Source organism: Massilia aurea (assembly GCF_040790145.1).
Lineage (GTDB): Bacteria > Pseudomonadota > Gammaproteobacteria > Burkholderiales > Burkholderiaceae_D > Telluria > Telluria aurea_C.
In genome coordinates this window covers 69,471-94,101 of sequence record NZ_JBFMMP010000011.1, presented here as the reverse complement: position 1 = coordinate 94,101, position 24,631 = coordinate 69,471, and the positions used below count along the sequence as shown (strand labels likewise).

Below are 24,631 nucleotides of genomic sequence, written 5' to 3'. Positions count from 1 at the left end.
ATGACAACCGTAGCCGCCGTCCAGATGGTTTCCACCCCGCAGCTTGCAGACAACCTGGTCACCGTGCGCCGCCTCGTGGCCGAGGCTGCCGGCAAGGGCGCCACGCTCGTGGCCTTGCCCGAGTACTGGCCGATCATGGGCATGAGCGATACCGACAAGGTGGCGCTGGCCGAAGAGCCGGGCGCCGGCCCGATCCAGGATTGCATGGCCGGGCTCGCGCGCGAGCACGGCATCTGGCTCGTGGGCGGCACGCTGCCGATCGTCTCGCCCAGCGCCGGCAAGGTGCTCAACACCACGCTCGTGTACGACCCGCAGGGCGTGTCGATGAGCCGCTATGACAAGATCCACCTGTTCGGCTTCAACAAGGGCGCCGAATCGTACGACGAGGCGCGCACGATCGTGCCGGGCGAGTCGGTCGGCGTGTTCGATGCGCCGTTCGGCCGCGTCGGGCTGTCGGTGTGCTACGACCTGCGTTTCCCCGAGCTGTACCGCGCGATGGGCGAGTGCGCCCTGATCATCGTGCCTGCCGCCTTTACCTACACCACCGGCCGCGCGCACTGGGAAGTGCTGCTGCGGGCGCGCGCCATCGAGAACCAGTGCTATGTGCTGGCCGCGGCCCAGGGCGGCCTGCACGCCAACGGCCGCCGCACCTGGGGCCACAGCATGCTGGTCGACCCGTGGGGCGAGGTCAAGGCGGTGTTGCCGGAAGGCGAGGGCGTGATCACGGGCGCGCTCGACCCAGGCTTCCTGACGGGCGTGCGCGACAGTCTGCCGGCGCTGCGCCATCGCAAGATGTGAGTTGCCTGGCGCCGTGGGTATGGCGCCTCGTGCGCCGGTGCGAACGGGGCGGATATGGCACAATGCCCGTTCCAACCGAACGCATGAAGCCAACCACAAATGACGCCATTTGAACCGAACCTTTCCTCCATCGCCGTTGCCCGTGACGTGTTGTTGACGCCGTTCGGCCTGGACGAAGACAAGCTGCTGCGCGCGCTGGGGACGATGTTCACGCACAAGGTCGACTACGCTGACCTGTACTTCCAGTTCACCAAGAGTGAAGGCTGGAGCCTGGAAGAAGGCATCGTCAAGAGCGGCAGTTTCTCGATCGACCAGGGCGTGGGCGTGCGCGCCGTGTCGGGTGAGAAGACCGCGTTCGCGTATTCCGACGAGATTTCAGAGCAGGCGCTGCTGGACGCCGCTGCCGCCACCCGCACCATCGGGCGCCAGGGCGCCGGGCGCATCAAGATCGCGCGCAGCACCCAGCACAGCGGCGGGCGTTCGCTGTACCTGCCCAACGATCCGCTGGCCTCGCTCGATGCGACGGCCAAGGTAACGCTGCTCGAGCGCGTCGAGAAAATGGCGCGTGCGAAAGACCCGCGCGTGGTGCAGGTGATGGCGGGCCTTGCCGGCGAATATGACGTGGTGCTGGTGCTGCGCAGCGACGGCGTGCTGGCGGCCGACATTCGGCCGCTGGTGCGCGTGTCGGTCACCGTTATTGCCGAGCAGAACGGCCGGCGCGAAGTCGGCTCGTCCGGTGGCGGTGGCCGCTTCGATTACGGCTACTTCACCGACGAGGTGCTCGACCGCTATGCGACCGATGCGGTGAAAGCAGCCTGCGTGAACCTGGAAGCGCGCCCGGCGCCGGCGGGCCCGATGACCATCGTGCTCGGCCCGGGCTGGCCTGGCGTGCTGCTGCACGAAGCGGTCGGCCATGGCCTCGAGGGCGACTTCAACCGCAAGGGTTCGTCATCGTATGCCGGCATGATTGGCCAGCGCGTGGCGGCCAAGGGCGTCACCATCGTCGACGACGGCACGCTGCAGGATCGCCGCGGCTCGCTCAATGTGGATGACGAAGGCAATCCGACCCAGTGCACGACGCTGATCGAAGACGGCATCCTGAAAGGCTATATCCAGGACACCATGAATGCACGCCTGATGAAGATGCCGGTGACGGGCAACGCGCGCCGCGAATCGTTCGCGCACCTGCCGATGCCGCGCATGACCAATACCTATATGCTCGCCGGCGAGCGTGACCCGCAAGAAATCCTGGCGTCGGTCAAGAACGGCCTGTATGCGGTGAACTTTGGCGGTGGCCAGGTGGATATCACGAACGGCAAGTTCGTGTTTTCGGCCAGCGAGGCCTACATGATCGAAGACGGCAAGGTGACCTACCCGGTCAAGGGTGCAACGCTGATCGGCAATGGCCCTGAAGTGATGAACCGCATCTCGATGATTGGCAATGACATGCGCCTCGATTCGGGCGTGGGCGTGTGCGGCAAGGAAGGCCAGAGCGTGCCGGTGGGCGTTGGACAGCCGACCTTGCGTATCGATGGCGTGACGGTGGGCGGCACCGCCTGAGCTTGTCGGGTTGGTGCGGCCGCCTCGCCGGCCGCACCAACCCCACAAACGACACATCCTCAGAACGAATACTTCGCCCCCAGCGTGAAGTAGCGCCCGATCGCCCCGTAATAATCGAGCGGGTTGTACGACACCGCCCCGTACGTCAGCGGGTCGAGCGGCGCTTGCTTGTCGAACGCGTTCTGGATCGAGCCGAACACTTCCCAGCGCGGCTGCGGCTTCCACCGAAACACCAGGTCCACCGTGGTGAACGAGGCCAGTTCGCAACCACTTGGCGCGTCGTCGCCGTTGGCAAAGTGGGTCGCGCAGCCGTCCGGGTCATCCTTGAACAGCGTGTTGTCGATCCGGCCCCGGTAGTTCAGGTTGGCCGACAGGCGCCAGGCATTGCGCTCCCATGTGGCGCGCAGATTGGCCTTGTGGTCCGGCGTGCCGACGCAGTTGGTGACGTCGCAGTTGCCATGCGTGCCGGCGTAGTCGCGCGTGGTGCCGTCCTGCTCTTCGCGTTCCCATTTGTCGAGAAAGGTGTACTTGGCGTCGAAGGTCAGGTTGCCCCAGCCGCCCGGCAGCACGACCCCCTGGCGCGCGTCGAGGTCGACCCCGCGCACCTTGGTGCTGGCCGAATTGACGTAGCTGGCCAGCACGGCCGTGATCGCGCCCGGGTCGCCCGGGATCGACGGCACGGCGGTGGAAATGTCGCGCGCCACGCGCCCGGCGGCAATCGCCGCGTCGATCTGTTCCTGGTTGATCTCGTTCTTGCGCCGGATCTGCCAGACGTCGAGCGAAATGCTGGTGCGCGGCAGCGGATCCCAGATCGCGCCCACATTGAAGCTGCGCGACCGTTCCGGGCTCAAGGCCGGGTTCGGCGAGGTGATGATCGAGACCGAACCGGGATTGCAGGCCGTGGCCACGCCCAGTGCGCAGCGCGCGGGATCGTCGGCCGACGAGAACGCAGCCAGGCCGCCCACGCCGTTTTCGGCCGGGCTTGGGGCGCGGAAGCCCTTGGCCCAGGTGGCGCGCAGGGCGAACTGGCGCACCGGCGTCCATTTCACGCCGGCCTTTGGCGTCCAGGCACGGCCGACATCGGTGAAATCATCGAAGCGCAGCGCGCCCGTGACTTCCAGCCCCGGCAGCACGGGCGCGAGCACCTCGCCGTACAGCGCGGTGACGTTGCGCTGGCCATCATAGGCCGAGTAGCCCAGGCCGATGATGTTGCCGCGCTCGGTGCCGGCGGTGGGTTCGAGTTCGGCCGATTCGTGGCGGAACTCGAAACCGAGCGCCACGCCCAGCGGGCCGCCGGGCAGCTTGCCGAATTCGCGCGTGGCCTTGAAGTCGACCTGGGCGATTTCGGTATGGGCATCGTTGGCGATCGTGGGCGCGAGCGCCGCGTACACGCCCGGGGCATTGAGCCCGGCGTTTTCGCCGATGCGCCAGTAAGTGCCGACCGGCAGCGCGCGGTAGGCCGGGCTGCCGGCAAATGCGGCGGCGACATTGGTCGGCGACGGGTCGAGCAGGGCGAAGGTGGCGTCGCGCTGCAGGTAGCCGGCGCGTTCGTTGTTGACCTTGCTGCGCGAGTACAGCAGCGAGCTGTCCCAATCCCAGCCGAGGTTGGTGCCACGCGCGCCGAGCAGGGCGCGCACGAAGGTGGACTCGATGTTCGAGACGCGCGGGCCGACGTCGAACGGCAGGTAGCGCAGGCGAGCGGCGCGCCCGAAATACGGGTTGTCGGGGTGGTTGGCGCCGAACTGCACGCCGGCATTGCTCACCGGCCCGCCGGGATAGCCGACCGAGGCGGCGATGGGGTTGGGCGTCGACGACGATTGGTTGAGGCTATTGTAGACATTCAGTTCGGTATAGGCTTCGGTGTCGCCCGCGAGCTTGAGCGTGCCCCGGCTGAACAGCGCGACGTATTCGCTGTCGGGCTGAATCTGGTTGTACAGGTAGCTTGAATCGACCACGCAGCCGCCGCCCGGATCGCCCTGCGGATGATTCGTGAAGTTACCGCAAGCCGCGCCGGGGAAGGTGCGCGTAAAGCCCGGCCCGGCCAGGTTGCCGCGGTTGTAATAATCAAGCGTGTCGGGGTTGCGCACATTGCCGTTGATGGCATTGCCGCCCGCATTGTTGCCGGTGATGGCGCCGGTGCCGCCGAAGCCTTCCTGTGCCGAGAAGCCCCACGGCCGCAGGTCGATCTTGCCGATGTAGTCGCGGTTGCCGCGCGTGCGGTTCCAGATCTCTTGCGTGTGCTTGTACTCGACGTTGACCAGGAAGTTGTAGCGGTCGGTGTCGAGGTCGCCCATGCCCCAGGCCAGCGCCACATTGTGCTGCTGGCCGTCGCCGGCCACGCCGGTGCCCCCGAGCACCCGGGCGCTGCTGCCTTTGAAATCGCGGCGCAGGATGATGTTGACCACGCCGGCGATGGCGTCCGAACCATAAATGGCCGAGGCGCCGTCTTTCAGGATCTCGATGCGTTCGACGGCGTCGGTGGGGATGACGTTGAGGTCGGCGAACACTTTCTGGCCGTCGTCGGCCAGGCCGTACGGCGCCATGCGCCGGCCATTGAGCAGCACCAGGGTCGAGGCCGCGCCCAGGCCGCGCAAGGAGATACCCGAGGCGCCGGCCGCGAAGCCGTTGCCGAAGCTGACCGGCACCGAGCCCTGGTTGTCGACCGCCAGCGTCTGCAGCAGTTCGGCCACCGTGGTCTTGCCGGAGCGCTCGATGTCGTTGCGGTTGACGGTCAGGACGCTCGAGGCGGTTTCGGCCTGGGCGCGGCGGATGTTCGAGCCGGTGATTTCAACGCGCGCGATGGACGCCGTTGCAGTTTGCTGGGCCAGCACCGGCGCCGGCAAGGCCAGCATGAGGCTGGCAGTGGCAGTGGCGGTGGCGGTGGCAGCGCCGCCGCCCGCAAAGATGCGGCGCAGGTAGCGGGAGAGCAGGGTTTCAGTCATGAATCGACTCCTTGGTTGGAATGGAGTGACTGTTGCATTGGCAAGGCTCACTGGCGTGATCGGGCGCAAGGTGGCTGTCAACAGCGCGAGTAGCCGTGTTTTTGGCGCAACCGATTGTTGTCTGTACAAGCTGTAGCCGACCGACAAAGGGCTTGCCAAGCTTTGCGGGTTGTTGCTATAGTCAATCGACCAAATACGGACGACACCATGCGCCACGCTTTCTTTACCCGCTTTTTTTACTTTAGCCATTCCAGCCTCAGGCGGTGGAACAGCAGCGGGTACGCGCAGTAAAAAGTCCCGGCAGCATCCAGACAAACCGCCAGAAATGGCGGTTTTTTTTATTTTCAGGCCACAAAAAAGCCGAACCAACCGAGCACGAAAGAGAGTCCAGCATGCCCCGCACCGACGACCTACGCATCCGTGAAATGAAGGAACTGACGCCGCCGTCGCACCTGATCCGCGAGTACCCCGTCACCCCGGCGGCCGAGCAGACGGCGGCTGGCGCGCGCGTCGACCTGCACCGCATCCTGCACGGCCAGGACGACCGCCTGATGGTAGTGATCGGGCCGTGCTCGATCCACGATACGAAGGCGGCGCTGGAATATGCGCGCCGGCTGGTGGAGCAGCGCCGGCGCTTCGCCGGTGAACTCGAGATCGTGATGCGGGTCTACTTTGAAAAGCCGCGCACGACGGTGGGCTGGAAGGGGCTGATCAACGACCCGTACATGGACAACAGCTTCCGCATCAACGATGGCCTGCGCATGGCGCGTGAGCTGCTGCGCGACATCAACGAGATGGGTCTGCCGGCCGGCACCGAGTTCCTCGACGTAATCAGCCCGCAATACATCGCCGACCTGGTCAGCTGGGGCGCGATCGGCGCGCGCACGACCGAATCGCAGGTGCACCGCGAGCTGGCGTCCGGCCTGTCGTGCCCGGTTGGCTTCAAGAACGGTACCGACGGCAATATCAAGATCGCGACCGAGGCGATCAAGGCCGCCTCGCAGCCGCACCACTTTTTATCGGTGACCAAGGGCGGCCACTCGGCCATCGTGTCGACCTCGGGCAACGAGGATTGCCACGTCATCCTGCGCGGCGGCAAGACGCCGAACTATGACGCCGCCAGCGTCGACGAAGCCTGCCGCCAGATCGCCGCGCTGGGCCTGGCCAGCCGCCTGATGATCGATGCGTCGCATGCCAACAGCTCGAAAAAGCCCGAGAACCAGATACCGGTGTGCGCCGATATCGCCACGCAGATCGCGGCCGGGGACGACCGCATCGTGGGCGTCATGATCGAGTCGCACCTGGTGGCCGGGCGCCAGGATCTGGTGCCGGGCAAGGAATTGACGTATGGCCAGTCGGTGACCGATGGCTGCATCGATTGGGACAGCAGCTTGCAGGTGCTGGAGGGATTGGCGCAAGCAGTGCGCCAGCGCCGCTTGCGGCAGGAGTGAAGCAGCAAGCCTGAGCAGGCAGCAATAAAAAAAGCGGCGCACCGAGGTGCGCCGCTTTGCTGTCTGCTCGCCGGATTAGAACTTGGCGGTCAGGTTCAGGAAGATGTGACGACCCAGTGCATCGTACACCTGTGGGTAGGTGTTGCCGTTGCCGAACACGGCAGCGACGACGCCCGAGACAGGAGGGTCTTTGTCCAGTGCATTGTTCATGCCGACGCGGAAGGTGAAGTTCTCGTTGAAGCGATAGTTACCGACCAGATCCAGGTAGCTGCGTGCGGCCAGGCTCTCGTCAGCCGGCTCGAAGTCGCCTGCCAGGATCGGATTGTCGCTGGACTGATCGAGCTTGGTGCCACGGACGTAGCGCCAGGTGGCGCCCACTTCCAGGCCACGCACCGGGGTTGCCCAGACAGCGCGCAGCTTGTGGCGCCATTTTGGCATCGGGGTGCCGCACGAGGTACCGTGGTAGCCGGCGCAATCGTACTCGCCCGAACCCGGGAAGTCTTCCTGCTTGAACTCTTTCAGGTAAGTCCCCATCAGCGACAGGTCCAGGCCGCCCCAGGTACCCATCTTGTAGCGGTAGTTGATGCCAAGGTCGATACCCTTGGTCGCCATCATGCCCAGGTTTTGGTTGGTCGCGACGACCTGTGCGGTCGGCAGCGCCCACAGGGTGCCCAGACGGTCACGCGTGATCAGGTCGCAGAAGGTTGGGTTGCCGGTGTTCAGGCACTGGGTCAACGTGGTCGAGGCTGGCAAGCCGCCGATGGTGTCCTTGACCTTCATGTCGAACGCATCGATGGTCATCGACAGGTCGCGCATCGGGGTCAGGACCAGGCCCAGGGTGTACGAGTCGGACGTTTCCGGTTCCAGGTTCGGGTTGCCGCCGCCGATCTGGTTGTACTGCAGGGCCGGGCTGTCCTGGATCGTGCCGTACTGGGCGGCGGTGACGCCGGTCAGCTGGCACTGTGCCAGGCTAGCCGATGGCGTCGCGCCTGCGCATGGGTCGTTCGACATGCCGAACAGGCCGAGGCCGGCTGGGCTGAACAGCTCGACGATGTTGGCGGCGCGCGCTGCGCGCTGGTAGCTGAAGCGGAACTTCGCTTCTTTCACCGGCGCCCATTCGGCGCCAACGCCGTACGAGTTGGTCTTGTGACCGGTCGAGTAGTCCGATTTGCGGTAGCTGCCGGTCAGGGTCAGCTGCTCGGCGAACGGCTGCTTCTGCAGCAGCGGGATGCGGGTTTCGACGAAGTAGTCGCGCACGCTGAACTGACCGTTCACGCCCTGGGTCGGGCCGCCCTGGCCGGCCAGGTCGCCGGTCGAGAATGCCGCGTCGGTGGCCAGGTCGAGTTTTTCGGTGCGGTGTTCCCAGCCCAGCGCGATGCCGACGCCTTCGGTCGAGCCCGGCACTTGCAGGCCGTATTCGCCGAGGTCGGACGACAGGTTGATGCCCTGCACGGTCTGCGAGGTGCTGCCCTTCTGGAAACCAGGGGTCTGCAGGTAGGCCAGCGATTCCGGCGTGACGCCGCCCAGGCTCCAGATATTGTAGGGAACGCAGTTCGGGTCGGTGCCATCGGCGAAGCTGCGGCAGACCGGTTGGCCGTTGGCGCCGGTGATGACGTCCAGGGCGCGCGAGCTGCGGGCGATGGAGAAGTCGTTCTGGTAGGTTTCCGAGTACAGCACCTTGCCTGCCTGCAGGAAGGCGTCGTAGCGCCATGGGCCGAGGTCGCCCTTGACACCGATCACGCCGCGGTACGAGGTGTGGCGCTGGTCATCCTGGCGACCGCCGCCTTCGACGTTGCGGCGGAAGATCAGGAGATCGGCGGTGTCGCCCGGCGCGTTCAGGCCCAGCGTGCGACGCCATGCATCCGACAGCAGCGGATTTTCGTAGCGAATGGCATTGGTGCCCGATGCATCCTGGCCGAACAGGCCCGACGGCGCAATCTGCGCCACGGTGCTGTCGTCGTGGAAGCTGGCCTCGGTGTATAGGCGCGCCTTGTCGTTGATGTCGTAGTGCGCGAACGAGCTGAACGTGTAGCGCTCGGTCGGACGACGGTAGTAGTTCAGCGGGCCGAAGTTGTACTGGTCGGTCGCGGCGACGTAAGGACGGACATTGCCGGCGGCATCGGCCACCGTGAAGCCGCCATTGTCGGTCAGGAAGCGCCCCGGGAAGCTGGTGCCGGAACCGCCGCAGTTGAAGGTGTTGCCCGTGCTGAAGCCATCGAGCGAGCACGACGAATAGTCGCGCTGCGATTGCAGGACCGGGTCTTCCTTCTTGTAGCCGATGTAGACCACGGCATTGCCCTTGCCATCGGCGAAGTTACCGCCGAGCAGCAGGCTGATGTCCTTGATCTTGGCATCGGCGCCGACGTCGTCCGGCAGCGGATAGCCGCGACGCTCCGCGGCCTGGGCGGCAGCGCCACCATTCTGGTCGTGGTTGTAGAACTGGTAGTTGCTGTCGATCTGAACGCCCTGGAAGGTGTCGTTCATGATGAAGTTGACCACGCCGGCCACGGCGTCCGAGCCGTAGATGGCGCCGGCGCCGCCGGTCAGCACTTCAACGCGCTTGATCAGCGCCGCTGGAATCTGGTTCAAGTCGGCTGCGGTGTTACGTGGGCTGCCGGCTGGCAGGCGGCGGCCGTTGACCAGCACCAGGGTGCGGTCGGCGCCGAAGTTGCGCAGGTTGACGGTGGCCGTGCCGGACGAGCCGTTCGAGATCGAACCGCCCTGGTCGGCGAACACCTGTGGCAGGTTGTTGAGCAGGCTTTCAACCGACTTCACGCCCTCGAGCGCGATGTCCTTGGCGCCCACGACGGTGACGGGGCTGACGCTTTCCAGGTTGGCGGTAGCGATGCGTGAACCGGTCACTTCCACGCGCTGAGGTTCGGCAGCGGCGGGCGCCGTGTCCTGGGCGTGGGCCGCCGAGAACGCGACGACCATGCCGCCTGCACAGATCAGTCGAACCGATCGAGATAAAACTGTTTCAACCATCATGTCGAATTTCCCCAGTAAGACCTGCCGGCGGTTGTCGCCATGCAGTTATTTCATTGGATTGCCACCGCGAATAGCAGCGTCTTTTTTACTACTTGGCAATAAAAACATTTCCGACAAGGTGGTGTCAATGCACAAAGTCTTTACGAATCAAAAATACAACTGTGACAATTTTCGTGTGTACACCGGGATGCTTTGATGCTAGTCACTAAACTGTCATGGAAAATATATTCTGGAATAAGATGGGGGAAATATAGTTTGGAAGGCCATTTCGTTTGGATAAACGACGCTATTTTGGCAGGTAGTGCTGTTATCGCGTATGTACCGTGCATACTGAAAAATTATCGGGCAGCCGCCATCTCGCGTCACAAACGTACGTACATCGGATAACCCATATCTATCGCCGCATGACATTGCGCATCTGTCGGCACGCGCCGATATGCGCTATGGTGTCGAGTTCGCAACGCCTTCATCGACGCTGCGGATTTCGCGGGAAATGGCGCATGTGCCTGGTTCCGGTTCGGGAGTTTCATGGTTGCTTATATCGTCCGGCGCCTGTGGCAGATGCTGCCCACCATGGCCGGCGTCGTGCTGCTGGTGTTCTTGCTGTTCAACTGGGTCGGCGGCGATCCGGCCTATCTGTTGGCCGGCAAGATGGCCGACGCGAACGCCATCGAGAATATCCGGCGCCAGCTGGGTACCGACCAGCCGTATCCAGTGCAGCTGTGGATCTTCGTGCAGCAAATCCTCACGTTCGACTTCGGCAATGCCTGGAGCACGGGTGAGCCGGTGGCGCACATCATCGCCAGCCGCCTGGGTCCGTCGCTCACGGTGCTGATTCCGCTGACAGTGCTCGAAGTGTTGTTCGGCATCGCGCTGGCGCTGGGTATTGCTTTTGTTCGCGGCTCGCTGACCGACCGCGCCGTGATGGTGGCGTGCACGGTGGGCATGTCGATCTCGATCCTGGTGTATATCTCGGTGTTCCAGTACGTGTTCGCCTATCAACTTGGCCTGTTTCCGGTGCAGGGCTGGGGCAGCAGCCTGGTGGAGAATTTGCTACATTTTGCGCTGCTGCCGATCATCATCGGCCTGGCGGTCTCGATTGCGCCCACACTGCGCCTGTACCGCAGCTTCGTGCTCGACGAAGTGGGGCAGGACTATGTACGCACCGCGCGCGCCAAGGGGCTCAGTGAACCCCGCATCGTCTGGGTGCACGTGCTGCGCAACGCCGCCATTCCCATCATCACGCACGTGATGGCGAACCTGCCGGCGCTGCTCATCGGGGCGTTTCTGCTCGAGCGTTTCTTCGGCATCCCCGGTATCGGGCGTGAAGTCATTCTTGCCGTCGAGCGCAGCGATTTTCCGGTGATCAAGGCGATCACCGTGTACGTGGCGGCGGCGACGATGGTGTTCAACCTGCTGGCCGACCTGCTCTACCGCGCCGTTGATCCACGCGTGCAATTCTGATGACGACGATGCCAACGTCCTTCGATTCGGCCGGTCTCTGGACGCTGGCCTGGCGCCGCCTGCGTGCCGACCGCGTGGCGATGGCGGCGCTGGCCGTCGTGGCAGGGTTTTTGCTGCTGGTACTGCTGTCCGGTACCGGTCTGGTGGCGGCCGATTGGGAAGACGAGGTCGCGGTCAATTACGCGCCGCCAGGCTTTGTGGGCGCCGATGCGACGGCGCGCGCACTGGCGCAAGCGCAACTGCCGCGCGCCACGCCGCCGAACGCCTTCGATCCGCTCGCGGCCGATCTGGCGGCGCTGCAGGCGCAGGTGGCGGCCACGCATCCGCCGGTCGAGAAGCGTACGACGCTGCCGTTTGGCGCCGATAAATGGGGCCACGACATCATCAAGAAAACGATCAAGGGCGGCGAAACGTCGATCGTCGTGGGTCTGGTAGCGGCCCTGCTGGCCGTGACGCTGGGCACGCTGTTCGGCGCGGTGGCGGGGTTTTTCGGCGGCTGGGTCGATGATCTCTTCAACTGGTTCTACAGCATTTTCACGTCGATTCCGTCGATTTTGATGATCCTGACCGTGGCCGCCGTTCTGCAGCAAAAGGGCGTAGCGACCATTGTGCTCATTCTGGGCCTGACTGGCTGGACGGGACCGTTTCGCCTGATGCGCGCCGAATACATCAAGCACAGCGCGCGCGAATACGTGATGGCGGCCAACGCCATCGGCGCCTCGAACTGGCAGCGCATGTTCGGGCATATCTTGCCGAATGTCTCACACGTGGCGCTGGTGCAGATGTCCATCCTGGTCGTCGGCTTCATCAAGGCCGAAGTGATCCTGTCTTTCCTGGGCTTTGGCGTGCCGGTGGGCACGGTCTCGTGGGGCAGCATGCTCAACGAGGCGCAGAATGAACTCATCCTCGGCAAGTGGTGGCAATTGGCGGCCGCGGCCGGCGCCATGGCGGTGCTCGTCACCAGTTTTTCGCTGTTCGCCGACGCCTTGCGCGACGCGCTCGACCCCAAGATCAAATGACCCAGCAAATGACGCCTTTACTCAGCGTGCGCGATCTGCGCATCGCGTTTCGGGTCGACAAGCACCGCACGAGCGAGGCCCTGAAAGGCGTGTCGTTCGACGTGCCGGACAACAGCACGGTGGCGCTGGTCGGTGAATCGGGTAGCGGCAAGTCGGTCAGTTCACTGGCCGTGATGGGGCTGCTGCCGCCGGAAACCACGCTCATCGATCCTGCCTCGCGCATCGCATTTGCCGGCCGCGAGCTGCTCGGTCTGCCGCTGGCCGAGCGGCGCGCCTTGTGCGGCAAGGACATCGCGATGATCTTCCAGGAGCCGATGTCGTCGCTCAATCCCGTGTTCACGGTGGGTTTCCAGATCGGTGAAGTGCTGCGCCAGCACATGGGCATGAGCAAGCGCGCGGCGCGGGCCCGCACGCTCGAGTTGCTGGCCGAGGTGGGCATTCCCGATCCGCAGCAAAAGATCGACGCTTATCCCGGTCAGATGTCCGGCGGCCAGCAGCAGCGCGTGATGATCGCGATGGCGATTGCCTGCGAGCCCAGGCTGTTGATCGCCGACGAGCCGACCACGGCGCTGGACGTGACGATCCAGAAGCAGATCATGGACCTGATCGCGCGCCTGCAACGCGAGCGCCGCATGGCGGTGCTGTTCATCACGCACGACCTGGGCCTGGTGGCCGAGATCGCCGACCGCGTGATCGTGATGCGTCACGGCGAGGTGCGCGAGGAGGGCGCGGCCGGGCAAGTGTTCGGCGCGCCGCGCGACGCTTACACACGGGCGCTGCTGCATTGCCGGCCGTCGCCCGATGCGCGCCCGCTGCGCCTGCCGGTGATCGACGATGTCCTCGAAGGCCGGGTGCTCACTGGCGAGCAATTGCCGCAGCGGGTGCGCGGGACACAGGTCGACGATGCGCCGCTGCTGGTGGTGAAGAACCTGGCCAAGAGTTTCTGGTCGCGCGATGGCCTGTTCGGCAAGCGCGAATTCAAGGCGGTGAAAGATGTGTCGTTCACGCTGGCGCGCGGCAAGACGCTGGGCGTGGTCGGCGAATCGGGCTCGGGCAAGACGACGGTGGGCCTGACGCTGCTGCGGCTGCACCGCGCGACGGGCGGCTCGGCGCTGTTCGAGGGACGCGACCTGGTGGCGATGAGCGAGCGCGAGTTTCAGCCCTACAAGCGGCGCATCCAGATCATTTTCCAGAACCCGTATGCCTCGCTCAATCCGCGTTTCACGGTCGGCCAGATTTTGCTGGAACCGATGCGCATCCATGGCATCGGTGCGAGCGATGCCGAGCGCGCCGCGCTGGCGCGCGCCTTGCTGGGGCGGGTGGGCTTGCCGGACGCGGCGTACGGGCGCTATCCGCATGAATTTTCTGGTGGGCAGCGCCAGCGCATCGCCATTGCGCGTTGTCTGACGATGAAGCCCGAGATCCTGGTCTGTGACGAATCGGTCTCGGCGCTGGACGTGTCGGTGCAGGCGCAAGTGCTCAACCTGCTGCAGGATTTGCAGGACGAATTCGGCCTGAGTTATATCTTCATCTCGCACGACCTGTCGGTGGTGAAGTACATCGCCGACCAAGTGATGGTGATGCACAACGGCGCCGTGGTGGAAGTGGCCGATTCGGATACGCTGTACCGCAATCCGCAGCATCCGTACACGCGCTCGCTGCTGGCGGCGATCCCGCGCACTCTGTGAGCGCGCTTTTCGTCAATCCCCCGAAAGAACCGTTGCAGAAATGCCAAATGCGCTGGCGGAACCAGGACACATTCCTGTGCCCTGATCCCGATTCACGTACACTAGGCAGATGCCCCAGTTAGTCGAACTCATTCAAGTCTATGGCGTGCTGATCGTGTTCGGCATCGTTCTTGTCGAGCAGTTTGGCCTGCCCATTCCCGCCTACCCGATCCTGATCGTGGCCGGCGCGCTGTCGGTCGAGTCCGACGTCAGCTGGCAGCTCGTATGGCTGGCCGCCATCGGCGCCTGCCTGATCTGCGACGTGTTCTGGTTCCGTGCCGGTCGCTTCTATGGCAAGCGCATCCTGCGCCTGCTGTGCAAGATTTCGCTGTCCCCCGATTCGTGCGTCAACCAGACCGAAGACCGCTTCAGCAAGTTCGGCGTCAAGTCGCTGCTGGTATCCAAGTTCGTCCCCGGCTTCAATACCATCGCCGCGCCGCTGTCGGGGGCGATGGGCGTGGCCGCACGCCCGTTCCTGCTGTACGCCGTCACGGGCGCGGCGCTCTGGAGCGGCACCGGCATCCTGCTCGGCGCGTGGTTCCATGCCAGCGTCGACGACGTGCTCGATACGCTATCGACGATGGGCAGCACGGCGCTGATCGTCGTGGCCAGCGTGCTGGGCCTGTTCATCGCCTTCAAGTACGCCGAGCGGCGTCGGCACCGCTCGCGCAGCGCCGTGGAGCGCATCGAGATGGCCGAATTGCTGGCGCTGATCGACAGCGGCGACGCGCCGGTGATCATCGATGCGCGCAGCCTCAGTGCGCAGGCGATGGAGGCGGCCATTCCCGGTGCGCTCGTGTTCCGCGCTTGCCAGCCCGAGCAGCTGATGGCGACACTCGACCGCGACCGCCATATTGTCGTATATTGCAGTTGCCCCAACGACGTCACGGCCGCCCAGGTCGCGCACCAGTTCGTGGTCAACGGTTTTCACCGCGCGCGGCCGCTCAAGGGCGGGCTTGACGCGTGGAACGCGCACAATGGCGGGGCGCCCGCGCTCGATCCGGCGCCGTGCTGATCGGCCCCAACGGTTGATGGCACTCAAGTAGTACAGCTACTTGTTTTTTGGCGAACAAAAGTGAGTGAGCCCTGACACAGTGCGGTTTCTGTACCTAAACTACAGATAGTTCTTGTCTTGAAGGCAAAGTATTTAGTAAGCTTGCGGCTTCGCCTTCACTGTGCCTGCAATGACCGCATCCATGTCAATGACCGAGACCTCCCGCCTGCATGCCGCCGGCCCCCGCCTGCTGGCCGATATCGGCGGCACCAATTGCCGTTTTGCGCTGGAACTGGGTCCGGGCCGCCTCGACGGCATCGAGATCCTGCCGTGCGCCGCCTACCCGACGCTGGGCGATGCGATGCGCACCTATCTTGCCAGCCCTGCGGTCAAGGCGCTGACCGGCAACCCGATCCACCATGCGGCGCTGGCCATTGCCAACCCGGTCACGGGCGACTATGTGCGCATGACCAACCACCACTGGGAATTTTCCACCGAGGCCTTGCGGGTCGAATGCGGCTTCGAGATTCTGCTGGTGGTCAATGACTTTTCGGCGCTGGCCCGTTCGCTGCCGCACCTGGGCGAGCAAAAGCGCCAGGTCGGTGGCGGCGTGCCGCAACCGGACACGGCGCTGGGCCTGATTGGCGCCGGCACCGGCCTGGGCGTCTCGGGCCTGATCCCGTGCGCCAATTCCTGGACGGCGTTGCGCAGCGAAGGCGGGCATGTCAGCTTCGCGCCAATCAACGACGCCGAGGTCGCCATCCTGCAATTTGCCTGGCGCGAATACGACCATGTCTCGTTCGAGCGCTTCCTGTCCGGCGCCGGTGTCGAGCTGATCTATCGCGCGCTGGCCGATCGCGCCGGCAGCCCGGATGAACGCCTGAGCGCCGCTGAAATCTCGCGCCGCGCGCTGTCGGGTGAATGCCCGCTGTGCGACGCCGTGCTCGAAGCATTCTGCGGCATGCTCGGCACCGTGGCCGGCAACCTGGCCGTCACGCTTGGCGCCCAAGGCGGTATTTATATAGGTGGCGGCATCGTGCCGCGCCTGGGCGCGCGTTTCGACCGTTCGTCGTTCCGTCGCCGCTTCGAGCAAAAAGGCCGTTTTGTCCATTACCTGACGGCCGTGCCGACCTATGTCATCACTGCCGAGTACCCGGCATTTGTTGGCGTGTCGGCGATTTTGTCGGAAAAACTGTCAGACTGACGCCAATCGGCCCCACGCGCACGGATTGTCCCTTGTCCGCTGCGCGGTTTTATCGGTTACAATGGCCGCCAGTTGCAAGAAACGTCGTCGTCCGCCCGCGTGCCGCACAGGCCGCTCCCCGGCGCCTCCCGAACATGGCGAGTGCGTCGATGCGCCGCGTTTCGCAACGAGCATCAACACCCAGAGGCAGGTTGCCCTCGGCGGGTTCCTTGCCCGTCGTGTAATAGACTGTCCGGCGCTTCAGCCCCGGACCCACGGATTCCAGTGTCAGGTAGCAGATCGCGAGAACAGCAGGGTCGCCGCACACGCGCCGCATGGCGCCTTGCATGGTTGCCCGACGTTGGTCGTGTTTCCTGTCCCTGTTGCGCGGGTTCTGTTTCTGCTACCGCTATTGTTTGTGGATTGACGACATCGCACTATGAATACTGACGAGGCCAAGCGCGTCCTCGAAACCGCATTGCTGTGCGCCCGCGAGCCCATGTCGATCCACGGCATGAAGAAGCTGTTCGCCGAGGTCGATGCAAGCGGTCGCAGCCATGGCGCCGGCGTTGGCGCCGACACGATCAAGATTTTGCTGGAAGAACTGCGCCACGACTGGGACGGGCGCGGGATCGAGATCGTCAGCCTGGCCTCGGGCTGGCGCTTCCAGAGCCGGCCCGACATGAAGCCGTATCTCGACCGGCTCTCGCCCGAGAAGCCGCCGAAGTATTCGCGGGCGACGCTGGAAACGCTGGCCATCATTGCCTATCGCCAGCCGGTTACGCGCGGCGACATCGAAGAAATTCGTGGCGTGGCGGTCAATTCGCAGACGATCAAGATGCTGGAAGACCGCGGCTGGATCGATGTTCTCGGTCACCGCGAGGTAGTAGGGCGCCCGGCGCTGCTGGGCACCACGCGCCAGTTCCTCGATGACCTGGGCCTGGCGTCGCTGTCGCAACTGCCGCCGCTGCAGGCGATCGCCGATGGGCCCGATGCACGTAGCCTTGAAGTATTGGAAGCGGCACTGAACGACAATTTTGAGAAGGCGGACGCCGGCGCGTCCGTCCCACAACTGAACACTTCACCGATTGAAGTGTCGATACAAGACCTGACAGACGACGGAATTGCCGAGGCGGGTCAGCACAATAAAGATACGAATGATGAACCCAACTGAACCTACCGAAAACAAGCCTGTCGACGCAGCCGATACCGCCGTTGCCAAGCCGAAGCGCCGCACCAAGGCCGTGATCGCGGCCGAAGCCGCTGCTGCCGAGTCCGCCGCACCTGCCGCCGAAGCGACGGCCAAGCCGAAGCGTACCCGCAAGGTCGCCGTTGCTGCCGAGGTCACTGCCGACGCCCCCGTTGCTGCCGAGCCGGCCGCCGAGGCGCCGGTCGCCAAGGTGCGCAAGCCGCGCGCCATGAAGGCCGCCAAGGAAGTGCAGGCTGCCAAGGAAGAAATGGCGGCAGCGCCGGCCGCCGAGGGCGCCGACGTTGCACCGGCGCCGAAGCCACGCGGTCCGCGCCAGATGCGCGAAAAGCGCGCCGAACGCGAAGCGCTGGAACAATTGGCGGCCCCGGCGGTCGCTGAAGCCACCGCGCCAGCGGGCGACGCGCCTGCCGAGAACGCTGCCGCCGCTGCTGCCGTCGACGGCGCGCCGCAAGGCCGCGGCCGTGGCCAGCAAAAGCCGGGCATGCGCAACCAGCAGAGCAACCGTCCGGTGCAGGGCGCCGGTCGCCAGGGCCAGCCGGTCAAGCAGATCGGCCGCAACGGCAAGCCGGGCAAGCCGGGCGGCAGGCAACAGCCGATGGACGAGGCCGACAATGTGTTCTCGTTCGTCACCTCGGACGATTTCGACGCCAACGACGGCGCGCGCCGCAATGCGCCGGTCAAGGCCGTGCGCCGCGACCTGACCGCCGACGACGACGCGCCGAAGCTGCACAAGGTGCTGGCCGAAGCGGGCCTGGGTTCGCGTCGCGACATGGAAGACCTGATCGTCGCCGGCCGCGTGTCGGTCAATGGCGAGCCGGCCCACATCGGCCAGCGCATCCTGCCGACCGATGCCGTGCGCATCAATGGCAAGCTGATCCAGCGCCGCGTGAGCAGCAAGCCGCCGCGCGTGCTGGTGTACCACAAGCCGGCCGGCGAAATCGTTAGCCACGACGATCCGGAAGGCCGTCCATCGGTGTTCGATCGCCTGCCGTCGATGAAGGCCGGCAAGTGGCTGGCCGTCGGGCGCCTCGACTTCAATACCGAAGGTCTGCTGCTGTTTACCACGTCGGGTGACCTGGCCAACCGTCTGATGCACCCGCGCTACAATATCGACCGTGAATACGCGGTGCGTACGCTGGGCGAGCTCGAGGAAGGCATGCGCCAGAAACTGCTGGCCGGCGTCGACCTCGACGACGGCAAGGCGGCATTCTCGAAGATCCAGAACGGCGGCGGCGAAGGCATCAACCGCTGGTACCGCGTGGTCATCGGAGAAGGCCGCAACCGTGAAGTGCGCCGCATGTTCGAGGCGGTCGGCCTGACCGTCTCGCGCCTGATCCGTACCCGTTACGGCGCGATGACCCTGCCAAGCGGCCTCAAGCGCGGGCGCTGGGAAGAGTTCGAAGAAAACGATGTCCGTTCGCTGATGACGGCCTTCGGTGTCGAGAAAAAAGCGGCGCCGGAGAAAAACGGCAAGTCGGGCGGCAAGCCGGGCAAGGGTCCGCGTCCGAACGGCGCGCGTGACGGTGAGCGTGGAAATGAGCGTGGCAATGAGCGCGGAAATGAGCGTAGCAACGGCCGTGGCCCCGAGCGCGGCAACGTGCGCAGTGCCGAGCGTGACGACGACCGTGGCAGCGACCGCAGCGATGGCAACCGCATCGACCGCGCCGATGCCAACCGCAACGTCGATCCGTTCGGTCCGCAAGTGGCGCGCGTGGGCAGCACCCGCGGCCAGGGCATCCTGAATGGTCCAGTGCCTGGCGGCAAGCCAGTCGGTGGCCGGCCGGGTGGCCAGGGCGGCGGCAAGGGGCGCGGCGCCGGCTTCGGCGGTGGCGGGCAGGGCGGCAAGGGCGCTGGCGCCGGCGGCAGCAGCCGTCCACGCCAGCCCGATCCGTTGCAGACCACGTTCGGCTTTGCCAACACCGGTGGCGGCGCACGTCGCGGCGGTGGCGGCGGTGGCCAGGGGCCGCGCGGTGGCGCCGAGCATGCGGTGCCGCGTCGCGGTCGCCGCGGCTGATGCTGCATCTTTTGGCGGCTGTCGATGGCAGCCTGCCAACTGTTGTATAGCCGTTCATTTCGGCGTGACGATTGCGAGGCACGCCGAAAAGCAGTATAATTTGCAGCCTAATCGAAGACCTTCCCAACGTGTTGTTCAGCGTGCATCCGGTGTAAGCGTCATATTTGGTTGGGTTGCAAGTACAAAAAGATGGGCAGATGCCCATTTTTTTTTTGGTAAATCGTTTTAGAAGCCCTGGAGAAGTGCCGTGCAGCAGTTTGACTTAATCGCCACGACCGTGGGTGGTCTCGGCTATGAACTCGTCGATGTGGAACGAGGCGAGCGCGGGATCCTGCGTGTGTATATCGATTTTCCGGCTGCCGACGCGGACGAAAAGGGCCCGATCACGGTGGAAGATTGCGCCAAGGTGAGTCACCAGCTGTCGCACGTCTTCACCGTGGAAAACGTCGATTACGAACGACTCGAAATTTCGTCGCCGGGCCTCGATCGCCCGGTACGAACCCTCGCCGATTTCGCGCGCTTTGCCGGCCATGAGTGCACGGTCAAGCTGCGTGTCGCGGTGCCGGGCAGTGATAACCGCAAGACATTCACCGGTATCCTGCGCGGCGTCGAGAACGACAAGGTTGGCTTGGAATTTGACAGTAAAGATGGTCCGGCGTTGATGGAATTTACGCTGGCCGAATTGGATAAGGCACGTTTGGTGCCGCAGGTGGATTTTAGGAGTCGCAAAGCATGAGTCGCGAAATTTTGTTACTGGTGGATGCGCTTGCGCGCGAAAAGAACGTCGACAAGGAAGTCGTTTTCGGAGCGCTCGAGTTCGCGCTGGCACAGGCCACGAAGAAGCGCTATGAGGGCGAAGTCGACATTCGCGTGTCAATCGATCGCGACACCGGCGAATTCGAGACTTTCCGCCGCTGGCACGTCGTTCCCGACGAAGCCGGCCTGCAGTTGCCTGATCAAGAGATCCTGCACTTTGAAGCCAAAGAGCAGATCTCGGACATCGAAGTCGACGAATACATCGAAGAGCCGATCGAATCGGTCGATTTCGGTCGCCGCTTCGCCCAGGACACCAAGCAGGTCGTGCTGCAGCGCGTGCGCGATGCCGAACGCGAACAGATCCTGCAAGACTTCCTGGAACGTGGCGATTCGCTCGTCACCGGCACCATCAAGCGCATGGAACGCGGCGACGCGATCGTCGAATCGGGCAAGATCGAAGCGCGCCTCCCGCGCGACCAGATGATCCCGAAAGAGAACCTGCGTATTGGCGACCGCGTGCGTGCATTCATCCTGCGTGTGGACCGCAATATGCGTGGCCCGCAGGTGATCCTGTCGCGTACCGCGCCTGACTTCATCATGAAATTGTTCGAACTCGAAGTGCCAGAGATCGAGCAGGGCCTGCTGCAGATTAAATCGGCTGCCCGCGATGCCGGCGTGCGCGCCAAGATCGCCGTGTTCACCGCCGACAAGCGTATCGACCCGATCGGCACCTGCGTCGGCATGCGCGGTTCGCGCGTCCAGGCCGTTACTGGCGAACTGGGCGGCGAGCGCGTCGACATCGTGCTGTGGTCGGATGATCCGGCGCAGTTCGTCATCGGTGCACTGGCCCCGGCCAATGTTTCGTCGATCATGGTCGATGAAGAAAAGCACGCGATGGATGTCGTCGTGGACGAAGAAAACCTGGCCATCGCGATCGGCCGTTCGGGCCAGAACGTGCGCCTGGCGTCCGAGCTGACCGGCTGGAAGATCAACATCATGACGGCCGAGGAATCGGCCAACAAGGTGGAGCAAGAGTCAGCCGCGATTCGCGTGCTGTTCATGCAAAAACTGGACGTCGACCAGGAAGTGGCCGACATCCTGGTGGAAGAAGGCTTCTCGAGCCTGGAAGAAATCGCGTATGTCCCAATTTCCGAAATGCTGGAAATTGAATCGTTCGACGAAGACACCGTCAACGAACTCCGTACCCGTGCACGCGATGCGCTGGTTACCGAGGCGATCGCTTCCGAAGAAGGCCTCGAAGGCATGGAAGAAGCTCTGGTCAATCTGGAAGGCATGGACCGTACCGTTGCCGGCAAGCTTGGCCTGGCTGGTATCAAGACGGTCGAAGCATTCGCGGCACTGGCCTATGACGAGTTTGGCGCCATCCTGGCGCTGCCGTCGGAACGTGCCCGCGACCTGATCAAGAGTGAATTTAATGATGTGACCGACGACGAGATGAAGCTGGTCGATGGCAAGTACGACGACCGGGCGAAAGCACTGCAGGCGAAAGCCTGGAGCCTGGCTGAAACGGCCAAAGCTTGAGCAAATCTTTATCATCTGTCGCGACACATAGAAAAGAGGACTGAATGGCGAGTAACAACGTAGCCCAATTTGCCACCGAGCTGAAGATGCCTGCAGACCTGCTGCTGACGCAGCTGCGCTCGGCCGGCGTCGAAAAAAGTTCGACGTCAGATCCGTTGTCGAAAGATGATAAGGACAAGCTGCTGAACCATCTGCGTCGTACCCACGGCGCCGCCGACACCGGTGAAAAGAAGAAGATCACGGTCACGCGCAAGGAAACCAGCGAAATCAAGCAAGCTGATTCGTCGGGCAAATCGCGCACCATCCAGGTCGAAGTCCGCAAGAAGCGCACCTTCGTGCAGCGCGACGACCTGGTCACGACCAAAGCACCTGAAGAGCCGGTCGTCGACGCTGCTGAACAAGCACGTCGCGAAGAGGAAGCAGCGCGCCAGAACGAAGCGATCGCCCGTCAAGAGGCTGATCTGCGCGAGAAACAAGAGCGCCTGATCAAACTCGAAGCCGAAGAAAAGGCGCAAGCCCAGGCTGCGCAAGAGCAGGCCAAGCGCGATGCGGCTGAACAAGCCAAGCGCGACGCCGCCGAGAAATCGGCTGCCGCTGCCGTCGCCGCCGGTGCTGCCAAGGAAGCCGCTGCCGGCGCCAAGGAAGCCGCCGCCGGTGTGGCCGACGAGTCCGCCAAGCGCGCCGCTGAAGAAGTCAAGGCCCGCAATGAAGCGGCGAGCAAGGAAGCGGCCGAACGCGTTGCCGCCACCGAGCGCGCACGCAAGGCCGTGGCCGATGAAGTGGCCCAGATCAAGCTGATGATGAGCCAGCCGCGCCGTGTGATCAAGGCGCCTGAGCCAGCACCGAAGCCGGTCGCACCAGCAGTTCCTGCCGGCACGCTGCACAAGCCTGCCGACAAGAAGCCGGGCGAAGCCAAGAAAGACGACGCCAAGAAGCCAGGCGACAAGAAGTCGATCAAGTCGGCCAATGTGTCGTCGACCTGGTCGGACGATGCCAAGAAACGTGGCGGCCCGAGCGTGAAAACGCGCGGCGGCGCGGGCAGCAGCACTGGCGGCCGTGACGGCTGGCGTGCTGGTGGCGGCCGTGGCGGTCGTCGTGGTCATGATGACCGCGAAACCAATTTCCAGGCGCCGACCGAGGCGATCGTGCGCGATGTGCACGTGCCAGAAACCATCACCGTGGCCGAACTGGCGCACAAGATGGCCATCAAGGCATCCGAAGTCATCAAGCAACTGATGAAGCTGGGCCAGATGTGCACGATGAACCAGGTGCTTGATCAAGAGACCGCGATGATCCTGGTGGAAGAGATGGGCCATAAAGCCTTCGCTGCCGCCGAGGACGATCCCGAGGCACTGCTGGCCGACCAGGGCGAGCACGCCGAGTTCGAATCGACCGCGCGCGCACCGGTGGTCACCGTCATGGGTCACGTCGACCATGGTAAAACGTCGCTGCTCGATTACATCCGTCGCGCAAAAGTGGCCTCTGGCGAAGCCGGTGGTATTACCCAGCACATCGGTGCATACCACGTGGATACCCCGCGCGGCATGATCACCTTCCTTGATACCCCGGGTCACGAGGCGTTCACCGCCATGCGTGCCCGCGGCGCCAAGGCCACCGACATCGTCATCCTGGTGGTGGCGGCGGACGATGGCGTGATGCCGCAAACCAAAGAGGCAATTGCTCACGCAAAAGCCGCTGGTGTGCCGCTGGTCGTGGCGATCAACAAGATCGACAAGCCGGGTTCGAACACCGACCGCGTCACGCAAGAACTGGTTGCCGAAGGCGTCGTGCCTGAAGAATACGGTGGCGAATCGCCATTCGTGCCGGTGTCGGCAAAGATCGGTACCGGTATCGACGATCTGCTCGAGCAAGTGCTGCTGCAGGCCGAAGTGCTGGAACTGAAAGCACCGACCGAAGCCCCGGCCCGTGGCCTGGTGGTCGAAGCCCGTCTGGACAAGGGCCGTGGCCCGGTCGCGACGATCCTGGTGCAGTCGGGTACCCTGAAGCGCGGCGACGTCGTGCTGGCTGGTTCCTCGTTCGGTCGTGTTCGTGCCATGCTGGACGAAAACGGCAAGACGATCACCTCGGCCGGTCCATCGATCCCAGTGGAAATCCAGGGCCTGACCGAAGTGCCAACCGCCGGCGAAGAAGTCATGGTCATGGCCGACGAGCGCAAGGCGCGTGAAATCGCCCTGTTCCGTCAAGGTAAGTTCCGTGACGTCAAGCTGGCCAAGCAGCAAGCCGCGAAGCTCGAGAACATGTTCGAGCAAATGGCCGAAGGCGAAGTCAAGAACCTGCCGCTCATCGTCAAGACCGATGTGCAGGGTTCGCAAGAGGCACTGGTCGGTTCGCTGCAGAAGCTGTCGACCTCGGAAGTGCGGGTCCAGATCGTGCACGCAGCGGTCGGCGGCATCACCGAGTCGGACGTCAACCTGGCAACCGCGTCGAAGGCAGTCATCATCGGCTTCAACGCCCGTGCCGATGCCCAGGCGCGCAAGCTGGCCGAGTCGAACGGCGTGGACATTCGTTACTACAGCATCATTTACGATGCGATCGACGAAGTCCGTACCGCACTGTCGGGCATGCTGGCGCCAGAAAAGCGCGAGACCATCACCGGTCAGGTCGAGATTCGCCAGGTCATCCTGGTCTCGAAAGTCGGCGCGATTGCCGGTTGCCTGGTCACCGATGGTGTGGTCAAGCGTTCGTCGTCGGTTCGTCTGCTGCGCAACAACATCGTGCTGTGGACTGGCGAGATCGATTCGCTCAAGCGCTTCAAGGACGACGCCAAAGAAGTGCGCGCCGGTCTCGAGTGCGGCCTGTCGCTCAAGGGCCAGAACGAAATCCAGGTCGGCGACGTCCTGGAAGTGTTCGAAGTCACCGAAGTGGCACGTACGCTGTAAGCGACACGTTGGCGTAACATGGGGGCCAGGACGCTTCGCGGCAACGTCGCGAAGGGCCTGGCCCTTTTTTCGCTGCCGGCCTT

The 24,631-nt window shown here is 64.0% G+C and carries 15 protein-coding genes; 13 read left to right on the top strand and 2 right to left on the bottom strand.

Annotated elements, in window-relative coordinates; translation table 11 throughout:
* Positions 1-798 carry a carbon-nitrogen hydrolase family protein gene (locus tag AB2N08_RS15795; protein ID WP_367611623.1) on the top strand — a complete coding sequence of 266 codons (798 nt, stop codon included), beginning with the start codon at positions 1-3 and terminating at the stop codon, positions 796-798.
* Between the two features lie 99 nt (positions 799-897).
* The gene (gene tldD / locus AB2N08_RS15790) at positions 898-2,358 is read left to right on the top strand and encodes a metalloprotease TldD (protein ID WP_367611622.1); all 1,461 of its coding nucleotides are present in this window, start codon (positions 898-900) and stop codon (positions 2,356-2,358) included.
* Between the two features lie 59 nt (positions 2,359-2,417).
* Here tldD and AB2N08_RS15785 read toward each other — a convergent pair whose 3' ends face one another.
* The gene (locus tag AB2N08_RS15785; protein WP_367611621.1) at positions 2,418-5,300 is read right to left on the bottom strand and encodes a TonB-dependent receptor; all 2,883 of its coding nucleotides are present in this window, start codon (positions 5,298-5,300) and stop codon (positions 2,418-2,420) included.
* Between the two features lie 392 nt (positions 5,301-5,692).
* On the opposite strand from AB2N08_RS15785, the gene aroG reads away from it, so the two are divergent.
* Positions 5,693-6,751 carry a 3-deoxy-7-phosphoheptulonate synthase AroG gene (aroG, locus tag AB2N08_RS15780; protein WP_367611620.1) on the top strand — a complete coding sequence of 353 codons (1,059 nt, stop codon included), beginning with the start codon at positions 5,693-5,695 and terminating at the stop codon, positions 6,749-6,751.
* 75 nt (positions 6,752-6,826) lie between these two features.
* Here aroG and AB2N08_RS15775 read toward each other — a convergent pair whose 3' ends face one another.
* Positions 6,827-9,685, bottom strand: coding sequence for a TonB-dependent receptor domain-containing protein (locus AB2N08_RS15775; RefSeq protein WP_367611619.1), 2,859 nt, complete (start codon positions 9,683-9,685; stop codon positions 6,827-6,829).
* 582 nt (positions 9,686-10,267) lie between these two features.
* Here AB2N08_RS15775 and AB2N08_RS15770 point away from each other — a divergent pair.
* The 10 genes from AB2N08_RS15770 (at position 10,268) to infB (ending at position 24,548) form a co-directional block, all read left to right on the top strand.
* Positions 10,268-11,203: an ABC transporter permease gene (locus AB2N08_RS15770; RefSeq protein WP_367611618.1), complete on the top strand. Its 936-nt coding sequence runs from the start codon at positions 10,268-10,270 to the stop codon at positions 11,201-11,203.
* On the top strand, positions 11,203-12,222 hold the full coding sequence (locus tag AB2N08_RS15765; RefSeq protein WP_367611617.1) for an ABC transporter permease: 1,020 nt from the start codon (positions 11,203-11,205) through the stop codon (positions 12,220-12,222). The genes AB2N08_RS15770 and AB2N08_RS15765 overlap by 1 nt, the downstream gene beginning before the upstream one ends.
* Positions 12,219-13,910 carry an ABC transporter ATP-binding protein gene (locus tag AB2N08_RS15760; RefSeq protein ID WP_367611616.1) on the top strand — a complete coding sequence of 564 codons (1,692 nt, stop codon included), beginning with the start codon at positions 12,219-12,221 and terminating at the stop codon, positions 13,908-13,910. Before AB2N08_RS15765 ends, AB2N08_RS15760 begins: the two co-directional genes overlap by 4 nt.
* Before the next feature lie 109 nt (positions 13,911-14,019).
* Positions 14,020-14,964: a VTT domain-containing protein gene (locus tag AB2N08_RS15755; RefSeq protein ID WP_367611615.1), complete on the top strand. Its 945-nt coding sequence runs from the start codon at positions 14,020-14,022 to the stop codon at positions 14,962-14,964.
* A gap of 187 nt (positions 14,965-15,151) precedes the next feature.
* Complete coding sequence (locus AB2N08_RS15750; protein ID WP_367611614.1) at positions 15,152-16,147, top strand: glucokinase; 996 nt, start codon at positions 15,152-15,154, stop codon at positions 16,145-16,147.
* A 418-nt stretch (positions 16,148-16,565) separates the two neighbouring features.
* On the top strand, positions 16,566-17,300 hold the full coding sequence (scpB, locus tag AB2N08_RS15745; protein ID WP_367611612.1) for an SMC-Scp complex subunit ScpB: 735 nt from the start codon (positions 16,566-16,568) through the stop codon (positions 17,298-17,300).
* Positions 17,287-19,350 (top strand): 23S rRNA pseudouridine(2605) synthase RluB, encoded by a 2,064-nt coding sequence (gene rluB, locus AB2N08_RS15740; protein ID WP_367611610.1) that lies wholly within the window; start codon positions 17,287-17,289, stop codon positions 19,348-19,350. Before scpB ends, rluB begins: the two co-directional genes overlap by 14 nt.
* Positions 19,351-19,597: 247 nt before the next feature.
* Complete coding sequence (gene rimP, locus AB2N08_RS15735) at positions 19,598-20,086, top strand: ribosome maturation factor RimP (RefSeq protein WP_367611609.1); 489 nt, start codon at positions 19,598-19,600, stop codon at positions 20,084-20,086.
* Complete coding sequence (gene nusA / locus AB2N08_RS15730; protein ID WP_367611608.1) at positions 20,083-21,648, top strand: transcription termination factor NusA; 1,566 nt, start codon at positions 20,083-20,085, stop codon at positions 21,646-21,648. Before rimP ends, nusA begins: the two co-directional genes overlap by 4 nt.
* Positions 21,649-21,692: 44 nt before the next feature.
* The gene (infB, locus tag AB2N08_RS15725; protein ID WP_367611606.1) at positions 21,693-24,548 is read left to right on the top strand and encodes a translation initiation factor IF-2; all 2,856 of its coding nucleotides are present in this window, start codon (positions 21,693-21,695) and stop codon (positions 24,546-24,548) included.
* The last annotated feature ends 83 nt before the right edge of the window (positions 24,549-24,631 follow it).

Excerpts from the sequence above, each read along its gene's own strand:
- AB2N08_RS15770 (WP_367611618.1), top strand. The coding sequence starts at position 10,268 with ATGGTTGCTTATATCGTCCGGCGCCTGTGGCAGATGCTGCCCACCATG.
- AB2N08_RS15765 (WP_367611617.1), top strand. The coding sequence starts at position 11,203 with ATGACGACGATGCCAACGTCCTTCGATTCGGCCGGTCTCTGGACGCTG.
- rluB (WP_367611610.1), top strand. The coding sequence starts at position 17,287 with ATGAACCCAACTGAACCTACCGAAAACAAGCCTGTCGACGCAGCCGAT.
- tldD (WP_367611622.1), top strand. The coding sequence starts at position 898 with ATGACGCCATTTGAACCGAACCTTTCCTCCATCGCCGTTGCCCGTGAC.
- AB2N08_RS15785 (WP_367611621.1), bottom strand. The coding sequence starts at position 5,300 with ATGACTGAAACCCTGCTCTCCCGCTACCTGCGCCGCATCTTTGCGGGC.
- AB2N08_RS15795 (WP_367611623.1), top strand. The coding sequence starts at position 1 with ATGACAACCGTAGCCGCCGTCCAGATGGTTTCCACCCCGCAGCTTGCA.
- AB2N08_RS15755 (WP_367611615.1), top strand. The coding sequence starts at position 14,020 with ATGCCCCAGTTAGTCGAACTCATTCAAGTCTATGGCGTGCTGATCGTG.
- AB2N08_RS15775 (WP_367611619.1), bottom strand. The coding sequence starts at position 9,685 with ATGGTCGTCGCGTTCTCGGCGGCCCACGCCCAGGACACGGCGCCCGCC.
- AB2N08_RS15760 (WP_367611616.1), top strand. The coding sequence starts at position 12,219 with ATGACCCAGCAAATGACGCCTTTACTCAGCGTGCGCGATCTGCGCATC.
- aroG (WP_367611620.1), top strand. The coding sequence starts at position 5,693 with ATGCCCCGCACCGACGACCTACGCATCCGTGAAATGAAGGAACTGACG.
- AB2N08_RS15750 (WP_367611614.1), top strand. The coding sequence starts at position 15,152 with ATGACCGAGACCTCCCGCCTGCATGCCGCCGGCCCCCGCCTGCTGGCC.
- infB (WP_367611606.1), top strand. The coding sequence starts at position 21,693 with ATGGCGAGTAACAACGTAGCCCAATTTGCCACCGAGCTGAAGATGCCT.
- nusA (WP_367611608.1), top strand. The coding sequence starts at position 20,083 with ATGAGTCGCGAAATTTTGTTACTGGTGGATGCGCTTGCGCGCGAAAAG.
- scpB (WP_367611612.1), top strand. The coding sequence starts at position 16,566 with ATGAATACTGACGAGGCCAAGCGCGTCCTCGAAACCGCATTGCTGTGC.